This window comes from Flavobacterium terrae, from assembly GCF_900142035.1.
Lineage (GTDB): Bacteria > Bacteroidota > Bacteroidia > Flavobacteriales > Flavobacteriaceae > Flavobacterium > Flavobacterium terrae.
Genome location: NZ_FQZI01000009.1, coordinates 1 through 12,616 on the forward strand (window position 1 = coordinate 1; position 12,616 = coordinate 12,616).

A 12,616-nucleotide genomic window follows, 5' to 3' on the forward strand; every position below is an offset into this window, starting at 1 on the left:
TATAAACTTGTAGCTTTGTGCTTCTAATGAACTTTAGTAATAAATTGAAACTTTGTGCTCTGAAACCCGCCCGAACGCAAAGCCCGAGACCGTTATATGCCATTTTAGGACGACACAACAAACAACAAATACAAGACATTGGAAACATATATTTTAAAACTAAAACACATTCTACCGACTTTTTTAACTGTTACTTTTGGAACAGTTTTCGGACTTGCATTTTTTAGATGGTTACTCTGTATTCAGTTTTCTCTGCTTGACATCAAAGAAGAAATTTGGGTTTTATGGTTACCGCTAATTTTTCCTTGGATTCCAATTACACTTTGGCTTAGACAGCGTTTTCGTGTATTAACTGTTAAAAAGGGCGATACTGACAAAGCAAGATTTTTCTTTCAAATTATTTCTTGGGGAGTAATGACAGCAATGCTTTTTGTTTCACAAGCATACTTAACGACAGCAACAGGTAAACTAAAAGAACTATCCACCATCAGCGACATTGATAAAACAGAGAAGGCACGTTATTACAAATTGACAGATTTCGCTGTTGCTCCATATTTTGGTGGTTCTTACACAGACTTTAGAACAAGTGGAAAATACAATCAATACTTAAATTTCGATGTTTATTTTGTTACACCAATACTTAAAGACTCAACTGAGATTATTAAGGACATTCCAAAATATTGGTATGGTGTAAAATTCAAAGAGCAAATAAGTAATAAAATTAGCAATGAAGAGAAAGAGAATAAATATCAAACATTTTATAATGATTGCATCGAAAAAATGAACAAGTATAAATTTCATTCTTTAGACCATTTTGAAAGAAAACCAACCTCGGACGATAGACAGAATTTTTTGAAAGCAATTGAAGCAAGAACAAAACAAACAGCAGATGATAATTTTATTGTTTTAGAGCCAATAAAGGAAAAATTTGAAGATAGAAACGGAAACAAATTCGCTTGGATTTTCGGTTCATTTGGTATTGGACTTGGAGTTCTTTTATTTTCCTTAATATGGCCAGGATATAGCGAAACTGAAAGAAAAAGATTTTTATCAGGAAAAAAGCCAAAGCAAGACGATTTAGTAGATATGCTAAACTATTTAATTCCAAAAGGCGACCACTTTGCAACCTCAATTATTTTAGACCTAAATATTTTAGTATTCCTATTAATGATTTTTTCAGGGATTCATATAATATCACCAAACGGAATAGAACTACTTCAATGGGGTGCAAATAGACGACTTGAAACTACAGGTGGTGAATGGTGGCGACTATTGACAAGTATGTTTTTGCACGGAGGAATTATGCATTTATTCCTAAATATTTACGGACTTGTAATTGCTGCAATTTTCGTTGAGCCTTTACTTGGTCGTAAAAAGTATTTTATTTTATATCTTTTATCTGGACTATGTGGAAGTCTTGCGAGTATTTGGTGGTATCCTAACACAATAAGTGTCGGTGCTTCAGGTGCAATATTCGGACTTTATGGTGCAATACTTGGGTTATTATTGACAAACGCATTTCCAAAGGAAGGTAAGAAAGGCATTTTTATGATGATTGGAATCTACGTTGGGATAAATCTACTTTGGGGTTTAACTGGTGGCATAGACAACGCAGCACATATAGGTGGACTTTTAAGTGGAGCAATAATCGGAATAATATTATACAAACTTGACGATGGAGAGAAAAACGGCATATAACACGGGTTTTGCGTCAGGCGGGGTGACGTGGAAACTTGGAGCTTTGTGCTTCGTATCAAGTGTAGTGCTGGTTGACAGTTTTGTGCCCTGAAATCCCGCCCGAACGCAAAGCCCGAAAACGTTGTGTGCTATTTTGACGCCAATCAGACATCTAATGCAATAAATGTAAAATATTTTAATTATGTTTTCATCTTTTAGAAATAGTATAGTTAGTTTTTCCATCACTTTAGGATTAATATTTTTTGCTTTAACAGATTGTAAAGGACAACCATCTTACAGAGTTGGATTTTATTTTAAATTATTTGATAGTCAAGGAAAATCCGTTAGCTATGATAAATTTTGTGAAGAATATAAAATGCTAGGAGAATTAGACCGTAATGACGAAACCTCTTGCCATAATGAAAATCTACCAAAAGAATATACATACAATAATAAAACAAAATTTTTTAACGGTTCGGGTATGGTTGTATATAATGATTTATTGAGAAAATTTATTCACGAGAAAGACACAATGACTTTAATACTAATAACAAATGAGGGTAGATCTCAACCTTATAAAATAAATTCTTTATTTATTAAACCTGGCAAATATGTTATAACTGAACACAACTTAAAATCTATCAACTTTAAAAAAGCTGAAGTTGATTATTATAATTATTTACTTCATTGGGTGTTAGGAATTAAAAAACAAATTGCAAATTATCGAGATTCTGAAGCATATCTAGAATTATGTAAACTCAAAAGAAAATACAATATTTCAATAGAAGATTATGATGAAAAAAAAATAAAAGATCTTTTAAAGAAAAAGCAAATAACTAATTGACACATCAGGTAACATCAATTTTTAGATAAGATAAGATAAAATGAAACAAATTCTTTACATATTATTTTTACTTTTCTTCGTTTTATCTTTCGGGCAACAAAGAAAAGTTAACGGAATTGTCAAAGACAGCATTGGCGAAACAATTCCAAGAGCATCTGTTGTAGTTGAAGGAACAACCAGAGGTACAAGTACAGATTTTGAAGGCAAATATTCTATAAATGCAAATCCCAATGAGTTCTTAGTATTCAGTTTTATAGGAAAAAAAGAACATAGAATTAGCGCAAATAAAAATGAAATCAATGTTCAATTAATGGATGATGGTGTAAAACTCATTGAAGTTTTACCCTACGAACCAAATATTAATAGAAAAAGAAAGGTAAATGACATAACTCTTGAAAAAAATCTAAATACAAAAAAAATAAGAGGGGTTATTTTTGGAGATGATTTACCAATTCCGTTTGCTGAAATTCAAATAAAAGGAACTGATAAGAAAACAATAACAAATGAAGATGGGAAATTTGAAATTATATCAACTGAAAATCAGATTTTGACTATCAGTTTTATAGGATTTAAAACTGAAGAAATTATAATCACAGACAAAAACTGCTATAGAATATATTTAACTAAGAATTTGTTTGTGGATTATCCTATAATATATGAAAGTAAAAGTCATAAAAGAAAAATTATTAGAAACAGTAGGAAAAATAAAAGAAATATAAAGCGTAAAATAGAAAAAGGTTTTTACGATTGTTTAGATTAAAAAAACAGCACACAACAAGAGTTTGGCGAGATTGGGGTTAAAGGCTTAATTTAAAGTTGGTTTTGTATTTGCAAAGTTTAGTTATAAATATGATATTTGGTATAATCTAATCCCCAACCACGCCAAGCTCTGGGACGTTAGCTGCTATGTTTACGAAAGAGATTTAAGATTATCATACAACTGAGAGAAAACTACAGGCTTAAGAAGAACTGGATAATCTTTTAGTCCAAGTTCTCTCAATTTATTCTTAATATCTCCATTCCCTGTTAATATTGTGAGTTTTTTGATAGAAATATTTTCTTCTTCAATTTTTTTAAGTATTCCAAAACCGTCCAAATCACTTTTTTTAGCTAAAGATATGTCAAGGAATATATAGTCATATTTTGACATATCAGATAAATTAACAAGGTCTTGAGACTTAGGTAATATAGTAAACTCCAAATTTCCATTAAAATATCTTTCGTTTACATAATTAAAGGCATTCTCAACTTTAAAAAATTCATTTTCAAAAATCAATATCTTCATTTGTTATGGTGTTTAATAAATTTTAAAATTAGATGAAGCTTATTTGACTCAATATGAGCATTATAACTAATATTCATTTGATTTAAAAAATCAATAATTTCGACGATGCCATGTGTATTTCTTTGAAGAATTTCAATTCTGTCATTCGATTGAAAAGCATGAACAGCATCTGTTGCCCCTATTAAGTCTTTTATTGAATTACTAAAGTCTAAAATAATAAACTGAGAATCTTCATCTAAAGTCACAAATTGCTTTCCACCCCCGTATTTTTTCATATTATTTATCCAATTAACTAAGACGAAATCCAAACCAATTGTGTTGAATTTAATTACATAATCATCTCGAGTCACATTCCAATTTAATGACGGTACGAACACATTAAAATAACTTTCCCAAACTCTTTTAACCTCGCTATATAACTTTTTTATACTATGATCAGAAAGCTTATTTACCAAAAAGGGATTATTTGAACGATCTAGTATATAATGTGCTCGCTTTAAAATTTCGTCAACAGATGTTGATAATTTAGAACGTTCAGCGTCAATAATTGCTTTTAAAGCACTTTTGTTCGCTTTCGAATCAGACTGTTCATAGTCAGTAATCATTGCCAAATAATTACTGAGTGGTCCAAGTTTATTTCTAATGAAGTGCATAGAACTTTTTGCATTCTGAACATACGAAATTTTACTTTCCATCTCTACAATAGCTTCAATTCCTAATCTCTTCCTTTCACTATAAGCCTCGAAAATTTTAGAAGTTCTTGAAAAAAAAGGAGCAACAAGTTCGTTAAAATACGGCATTAATTCATTATCAAAAATAAAATTCTGCTTTCTAGGTAAAATAAAATAACAATAAATTGTATCTGCAATTCTGTATGTTAACAAATAATTTTTAGGAAAACTAATTCCATTAATTATTAAGTTAGAATGAAATGCAAAATAACTTTCCTTTGGTGAATTCACAATCTGCGAAATTAAATCGTCATCAACTGTAAAATTCCAAATAAAAAGTGAAGCATTTACTGGGATAATATTTTCATTTTTTATTTTAAAACACATTATTTTATCAACTTCAAAAAAGATTAATGAACTTTGATTAAATACATCAATAGCTTTTTCATAAATCTTATGAGGTTTTTCAACTGACTCAGGACTAATTAAAAAATTGTCAATTAGACTATTGAGATGTTCATTAAAAGAAATATACATAAATCGTATAACGCCAAACATGTTAATTATAAAAAATAACACATATGGTATAATTATAAACAGACTGAATTTCCTATATATAGACAAATATAAAATAGGAATTAAATAAAGTAAGGATGATCTCTTTCTACTTGTATGATTACTTGAATTTAATATTGGAAGAAATATTAAAACGGACACATAGAAGTTGTCTATTGGGATTTTTCTAACTATAAAAAAAATGAACAAATAATCCGTGATTAATCTAAAGTATGAGAAAAATCCTTCTTTTCCATGAGCAATTAAAAAAACTACAAAATAAACTAGTGATACAAGTAAGTATTCAAATAATTCATTCCTCTCTTGAAAAAGGTAAAATAGCATAAAGCCGTAGACGACAATCAAGATTCTATAAAGCACCGAAATAACTCGTTTCGCCCGTTGGTCAACTTTTAAAAGAATAGACGTTGTCATAACTTAATTACTTCTTTTGTTTTTTCTAATAAATAATTGACAATAAATACAATATAAAGAATCTTCAATAAAATCAAAATAATAATGCCACGTACATTAAGTGGAATCACTTTGAAGTTTTCAGCTAACCCAAAGGGTTTTGCCCAAATATTCAAAAAAGCATTGAATAATTTGTTGGGAGAAAATTGCTCATATTCAAAACTAAAAAGCTCGAACCATTCGATTGGTGCATCTTGTACAAGTATTAGAGTGAATAAACTCAAAAAAATAATTGTCAGAAATATAGTGAAAAAATTATATGCCGAAAGAATTAACAAAGCTTTCCAATAATTTAAAAAACCTTTTTTTTCAAATTCAATTAAAATTTGAAATTTTTTTGCTCTTTTTAAAATACTTTCTGCTAATTCCTCATGATTGGAAGATTTAAGCGCTCGGGCACAAAAGTAACATAATTGATAGCGTGCACGATTAGTCTGTTCAGCATCTATTGCATAGTGCAATTTATCAAGATCAATAAAATCGTAACCAAAGTCTTCTTGATGGGTAGATTCTAAGTAGGCCGTTATAAATAACTTTATATCTTTATAAATACTCTGTTCGTAATTACCCAAAGACGGATTGTCTTTTTTGATTTGTATTATGGTAAAATAAACATTGCTATCTATAGTGTTCCCATCTGTATTAATTTGTTGATACGCAGAATTCAGAATTCTTATAAATTGTTGCATTGGATTAATTTACAACCAAATGTAATAAAAATAATATAAAAAAACACGACAGCCAACAAAGAACTCAGCAACGAAATCTACCACTTCGTGAAGCTTGCGGTAAATTAAATCAATATTTTAATAAAAATGTAGGCTACTCGCCATATTTAAGCATAAAAAAATCCCGAGCTCACACTCGGGATTTTCTATTTAAACTACTATTGTGAATTATTTCAAGCTTGCTAAACTTTCTTCTAAAGTGTTTATTTTGGCTAAAGCATCGGCTTCTTTTTTGCGTTCGTTTGCAATTACTTGCTCAGGCGCTCCGCTAACAAATTTTTCGTTAGAAAGCTTCCCTTGAACTGATTTCAAGAACCCTTTTGTATAATTTAACTCTTCAGTCAATTTAGCGATTTCCGCTTCAATATCTACACCCTCTCCTACTGGAATAAAATATTCGTTAGATTTTACACGGTACGATAAAGCACCATTTACTTTTTCAGAAACATATTCTAAAGAAGCCACATTTCCTAATTTAGCAATTACACTATCAAAATACGTTGAAGCATTTTCGTTATTAACCACTTTCAATTCGATAGTATCTTTGAACGAAATGTTTTTATCTTTTCTGATCGTTCTAATTCCAGAAATTACTTCGGTAGCCAATTCAAAATCAGCAATTAATTTCTCATTAACTGAAGTAATTGTTGGCCATTCCGCAACAATTAAAGCTTGTTCTGGAGTTCTGTCAGCAATGTATTGCCAAATTTCCTCTGTTAAGAACGGCATGAACGGATGCAACAACTTCAAATTAGCTTCAAGCATTTCAATCGCTTTATTGAACGTTGTGCTGTCAATTGGCTGTTGGTACCCTGGTTTAATCATTTCCAAGAACCACGAACAGAAATCGTCCCAAACCAATTTATAAATTGCCATTAACGCATCAGAAATACGGTATTTATCAAAATTATCTTCAATTTCCGCTAATGCTTTTTGCAATTTCGCTTCGTACCATTCGATAGCTACTTTAGATGATTCTGGTTGCGCAATATCTGCAACTTCCCAACCTTTAATTAAACGGAAGGCATTCCAAATTTTGTTAGAGAAACCTTTACCTTGATTACACAATTCTTCATCAAACAAAATATCATTTCCAGCAGAAGCACTCAATAACAATCCTACACGAACACCATCAGCACCAAATTTTTCAATTAAACCAAGAGGTTCTGGAGAGTTTCCTAAAGATTTAGACATTTTACGTCCTTGTTTGTCACGTACCAATCCAGTTAAATATACATTTGAGAATGGTTTTTCACCTGTATATTCATAACCTGCAATAATCATACGCGCTACCCAGAAGAATAAAATATCTGGACCAGTCACTAAATCGTTTGTAGGATAGTAATATTTGAAATCTTCATTTTCAGGATCCATCATACCCCCAAAAACAGATATTGGCCATAACCAAGACGAAAACCAAGTATCCAATGCATCTGGATCTTGTCTTAAATCGTTAGTAGTCAAATTTGCATTTGAAGTTTTTTCTTTCGCTAAAGCCAAAGCATCTTCAATGTTTTCTGCCACTACAAAATCTTCTTTTCCATCACCATAATAGTATGCCGGAATTTGTTGGCCCCACCACAATTGACGTGAAATATTCCAGTCGCGGATATTATTTAACCAGTGTGCATACGTATTATTGAAACGAGAAGGATGTAATTTAATCTCATCTGATTCTAAAACCGCTTTGATAGCAGGTTTTACTAACTCGTCCATTTTCAAGAACCATTGGTCTGATAATCTTGGTTCGATTACCGCTTTGGTTCTTTCAGATGTTCCAACGTTATTCGTGTGCGTCTCCACTTTAGCTAAAGCTCCAATCGATTCTAATTCTTTTTCGATGGCTGTACGAACTTCGAAACGGTCTTTTCCTTCATAATGTAAACCAAATGAATTTAAAGTCGCATCTTCATTGAAAATATCAATAATTTCTAATCCGTGTTTGTCTCCAAGAGTTTTATCGTTTATATCGTGCGCAGGCGTAACTTTTAAACAACCTGTACCAAATTCCATATCTACGTATTCGTCGAAAATGATAGGAATTACTCGGTTACAAATAGGAACGATTGCCTTTTTACCTTTTAAATGGAAGTATCTTTCATCTTCTGGGTGAATACAGATTGCAGTATCCCCTAAGATAGTCTCCGGACGTGTCGTTGCAATAGTTACAAACTCTTCACTTCCTTCGATTTGATATTTTAAGTGGTATAATTTTCCTTGACGTTCTTCATAAATTACCTCTTCATCAGACAAGGTAGTTTTAGCTTCAGGATCCCAGTTAACCATACGGTAACCACGGTAAATCATGCCTTTGTTGTACAAATCAACAAACGATTTAATTACAGAAGCTGACATATCGTCATCCATAGTAAATTTAGTGCGGTCCCAATCACAAGAACAACCTAGTTGTTTCAATTGCTCAAGGATAGTTCCACCGTATTTTTCAGTCCAGTCGAAAGCGTGTTTTAAAAACTCTTCACGAGTTAAATCGGATTTATTGATTCCTTCCGATTTTAATTTTGCCACTACTTTTGCTTCTGTAGCAATTGATGCGTGATCCGTTCCAGGTACCCAACAAGCGTTGAATCCTTTTAAACGCGCACGACGAATTAACACATCTTGAATGGTGTTATTCAACATATGCCCCATGTGTAACACTCCTGTTACATTTGGTGGTGGAATTACGATTGTATATGGAGTTCTATGATCTGGCGTTGAATGAAAGTATTTGTTTTCCATCCAGTAGTCATACCATTTTTTTTCTACTTGTTTGGCATCAAATTGTGCTGGTATCATTATAATTTTTGATTTTAAGTGTTAGTCCGATTACTCGGAATCAGAAATAGAGTTCTGAAAAATTTACAAAAAGATATTTGGCAAATGAATAAAATTCAATTTGCTAAGACTGATTTAGTTGACTCGTTCTTGAAGTACTATGAGATATAAACTTTGGTACACTTTTTGTAATTTATTGCAAAAGTAAGTAATCTATGTAAATATAAAAAGAAAGATTTTTTGTAAGTTTACAAAAACAAATCTTACTGAACTTAAATTAATAATTATGAAAAAACTAATGTTAATAATTGCTGTTTTAGGTTTTGCCTTATCAGCAAGTGCACAAAAAGGTGCTAAAATTGAGTTTAAAGACAAAGACAACACAATTGATTACGGAACAGTAACTAAAGAAAGTGATAATGGTGTTAGAGTTTTTGAATTTACAAACACTGGAGATGCCCCTTTGATCATTACAAATGTTCAATCTACTTGTGGTTGTACAGTTCCTAGTAAGCCAAAAGAACCAATTATGCCCGGAAAAACTGGACAAATTGAAGTAAAATATAACATGAATCCGGGACCAATAAGAAAAACAATTACTGTAGAATCTAATGCGGTAAATTATGAAGGCGGAAAAGTGCCATTAAAGATAAAGGGAACGGTGGTAGCCGCTTCTGATGTAAATGTCATGGAAAAGAAAAAAACGTTACTAAACAACTAAATAAAAAAGGCCTCGTTTGAGGCCTTTTTTATTATAATATTTTTTTAAGCTGAAATTTTGTTTTAAAAATAACACCATTTCTTTCAACATCTAACCTAATCCATTTACCTTCTTCAGATTGCATTATAGATATGATATCTTGTAATTTATATTTAAATGCATTGTTCCCGTTTAATCTTTGAATAACATCTCCTTTTTTTATACCTGCCAAATCGGCGGGTGATGACTTTCTAACATTTGTAATTTCATATCTAGGTTTTAAAGAAAATTGATATTTTAAGCTACTTTTAGGGTCAGACTCATAAACTGAAATTTCATTTTTTTCATTGCTTACAAATGAAGCTTTCAATTGGATTTCTTCTTTTATCCACTGCAAACCACCATGCTCTATCTCCATTCCGCTCATGTTATAATTAAAAGGATCGTCAAAATAACTGTTTTTTTTGAGAAACATATTACCATTTTTATAATCAAAAAGAATAGTAAACCTTCTTAAAACCTCAGAACCTAAAGAACCATTTCTTCCAACAACTAAACTAACGTTTTGTAAAGATTCTTTATCCGGAAATGATATTGTAGGAGAAATAAGCTCATTATTTCCAATTTTGATTTTCTGAATTCGAGATCTTTTACCATGAATCTCTCCACTAAATCCTTTACCTAGATAATCAATAAAAAAAACATCTGAGCATTGTATTTTATTTTCATCTTCAAATAACCAAATCGCATCACTCCCTCCTGTATCAACTAAAAGTTTAGTATTAATCTCTTCATTATTTAATAATACTGATGAAAAAATATATGGCTTCTCTAATTCAATTGAAATGGGAACTTTATCAAATTTTTTTAACTTCGATTTTGAATAGTCTAATATGTCATTAAAAATTGATATTTTTTTTGTTTTATAATTTATCTCAATAAAGTGATTTTTGAAAAAATGATAACCTATAATACCATGTACAGGAACTCCTAATTGCGAGGAAAAATTAACCTCTTCATCAAGTATGATAAAAAACTCATGATTAAAATCTTCAAACTCATTAATAACTAAACGATTATTTTTAGAATGCAATGCATCAATTGATTCTCCACTTCCTAAACCTTTAATTTTAATTTTTTCAATGTTATTAAATGAAATTGAATCTGCTTCATTCAAGCTAAACAAAATAGTACTTTCAACTCCAGTGTCGACTAAAAAATTGAGATCAACACCATTTAATTCAACTGGAATAATAATTAAATTATTAGCTAATTGAAAAGGGATTGTAATTGTCTTTTTAGAGCTAGAAAATTTAAACCCTCCTTGAGAAAAAATTATTTGATTAAACAATAATAGAATAAGAATAGAATATTTTTTTTTCATTTATAACTGTTTTTTCTAAAGTTAATAATATTCTGATTTAGAAAATATATAATTAACAAAATTGAAACAAAATATAGGGCCTATTCTGCAAAAAAAATTGCAAATTTGCACCACCAAACTTATTATTATGCCTAAAATATCAAATAAAGGACAACAAATGCCAGAATCTCCTATAAGAAAACTGGTGCCTTACTCAGAAATGGCCAAAAAAAATGGTCATAAAGTATACCATTTAAACATTGGCCAACCCGATATCAAAACTCCTGAAGTAGCAATTAAAGCTGTTAAGAATTCTGATATTGAAATTCTTGAATACAGTCATTCAGCTGGATTCGATAGCTATAGAACAAAACTAGCCTCTAGCTATCAAAAAATTGGTTTACCAATAAATAAAGAAGATATCATTATTACAACTGGAGGATCTGAAGCATTACTTTTTGCAATAGGATCAACAATGGATGCTGGTGATGAAATAATAATTCCTGAACCTTTTTATGCAAATTATAATGGTTTCGCTACAGCATCAGGAGTAAAAGTTATACCTGTAATATCTACATTAGAACAAGGCTTTTCATTACCTCCAATTGCTGATTTTGAAAAATTAATTACATCAAAAACAAAAGCTATTTTGATATGTAATCCTGGAAATCCTACTGGATATTTGTATTCTGAATCAGAAATTAACCAATTGGCTGAATTAGTTAAAAAACATGATTTGTTTTTAATTGCAGACGAAGTTTATCGTGAATTTGTTTATGATGATAATGCTAAACATTATTCTGTAATGAATATTCCTGGAATTGAAGAAAATGCTATTATGATTGATTCAGTTTCAAAACGTTATAGTATGTGTGGCGCTAGAATAGGATGCATAGTTTCTAAAAACAAAGAACTAATGTCTACAGCTTTAAAGTTTGCTCAAGCTCGTTTAAGTCCGCCAACATATGAACAAATTGCTAGTGAAGCAGCATTAGAAACACCTCAAAGTTATTTTGATGAAGTAATTACGGAATATAAAGAGCGTCGCGATACTTTAATTACTGAATTAAATAAAATTCCTGGCGTAAAAGTTGCTACCCCAAAAGGAGCATTTTATTGTATTGCTCAATTACCTGTTAATGATGCCGATGATTTTGCACAATGGTTATTAGAAAACTTCAACTTTAATGGAGAAACTGTAATGGTCGCTCCTGCAGCAGGATTCTATTCATCACCTAATGTTGGAAAAAATGAAGTTCGAATAGCATACGTTTTGAAGAAGGAAGATTTAATCAAATCTGTCCAAATTTTAGGAGAAGCGTTGAAAGTATACAATAACTAACAACCAAGACTCCTAGAAAGACTAACTGGAATAATAAAATATCATTTTAAAATATTTCAAAAGAAAAAAGGCTTACAATTTTGTAAGCCTTTTTATTTATTAAAACCATTTATCGTTTTAAAGAGAAATGGGATTTAAATTCTTTGTTTTGTCCTTTTTCTTGGTAAAACACCACAAACCAGTAATCTGTCGAAGGCAGGTC

At 30.7% G+C, this 12,616-nt stretch carries 10 protein-coding genes; 5 read left to right on the forward strand and 5 right to left on the reverse strand.

Translation table 11 applies throughout. The annotated features are described in order from the left end of the window. Nucleotides 1-138: 138 nt before the first annotated feature. From BUC09_RS14370 to BUC09_RS14380, 3 genes are all read left to right on the forward strand, one after another. A complete protein-coding gene (locus BUC09_RS14370) occupies nt 139-1,698 on the forward strand; it encodes a rhomboid family intramembrane serine protease (protein WP_073312285.1) in 1,560 nt (519 codons plus the stop codon). A gap of 181 nt (nt 1,699-1,879) precedes the next feature. Then, nucleotides 1,880-2,521 carry a hypothetical protein gene (locus BUC09_RS14375; RefSeq protein ID WP_073312286.1) on the forward strand — a complete coding sequence of 214 codons (642 nt, stop codon included), beginning with the start codon at nt 1,880-1,882 and terminating at the stop codon, nt 2,519-2,521. Nucleotides 2,522-2,561: 40 nt separating this feature from the next. Further along, complete coding sequence (locus BUC09_RS14380; protein WP_073312287.1) at nt 2,562-3,281, forward strand: carboxypeptidase-like regulatory domain-containing protein; 720 nt, start codon at nt 2,562-2,564, stop codon at nt 3,279-3,281. Nucleotides 3,282-3,431: 150 nt separating this feature from the next. Here the strand turns inward: BUC09_RS14380 and BUC09_RS14385 are convergent, their stop codons facing one another. From BUC09_RS14385 to BUC09_RS14400, 4 genes are all read right to left on the reverse strand, one after another. Further along, nucleotides 3,432-3,806: a response regulator gene (locus tag BUC09_RS14385; RefSeq protein ID WP_073312288.1), complete on the reverse strand. Its 375-nt coding sequence runs from the start codon at nt 3,804-3,806 to the stop codon at nt 3,432-3,434. Further along, complete coding sequence (locus BUC09_RS14390; RefSeq protein ID WP_143161945.1) at nt 3,803-5,035, reverse strand: hypothetical protein; 1,233 nt, start codon at nt 5,033-5,035, stop codon at nt 3,803-3,805. The genes BUC09_RS14385 and BUC09_RS14390 overlap by 4 nt, the downstream gene beginning before the upstream one ends. Before the next feature lie 428 nt (nt 5,036-5,463). Then, nucleotides 5,464-6,195, reverse strand: coding sequence for a hypothetical protein (locus tag BUC09_RS14395; RefSeq protein WP_073312290.1), 732 nt, complete (start codon nt 6,193-6,195; stop codon nt 5,464-5,466). A gap of 207 nt (nt 6,196-6,402) precedes the next feature. After that, nucleotides 6,403-9,033 carry a valine--tRNA ligase gene (locus BUC09_RS14400; RefSeq protein WP_073312291.1) on the reverse strand — a complete coding sequence of 877 codons (2,631 nt, stop codon included), beginning with the start codon at nt 9,031-9,033 and terminating at the stop codon, nt 6,403-6,405. A 262-nt stretch (nt 9,034-9,295) separates the two neighbouring features. Here BUC09_RS14400 and BUC09_RS14405 point away from each other — a divergent pair, with 262 nt between their 5' ends. Continuing rightward, on the forward strand, nt 9,296-9,730 hold the full coding sequence (locus BUC09_RS14405; protein ID WP_073312292.1) for a DUF1573 domain-containing protein: 435 nt from the start codon (nt 9,296-9,298) through the stop codon (nt 9,728-9,730). A 31-nt stretch (nt 9,731-9,761) separates the two neighbouring features. On the opposite strand, the gene BUC09_RS14410 is transcribed toward BUC09_RS14405, so the two are convergent. Beyond that, entirely contained in the window at nt 9,762-11,093 is a 1,332-nt protein-coding gene (locus BUC09_RS14410) for a retropepsin-like aspartic protease (RefSeq protein ID WP_073312293.1), read from the reverse strand. A 127-nt stretch (nt 11,094-11,220) separates the two neighbouring features. Between BUC09_RS14410 and BUC09_RS14415 the strand changes: the two genes are divergently transcribed. Further along, nucleotides 11,221-12,414 carry a pyridoxal phosphate-dependent aminotransferase gene (locus BUC09_RS14415; RefSeq protein ID WP_073312294.1) on the forward strand — a complete coding sequence of 398 codons (1,194 nt, stop codon included), beginning with the start codon at nt 11,221-11,223 and terminating at the stop codon, nt 12,412-12,414. Nucleotides 12,415-12,616: the final 202 nt, after the last annotated feature.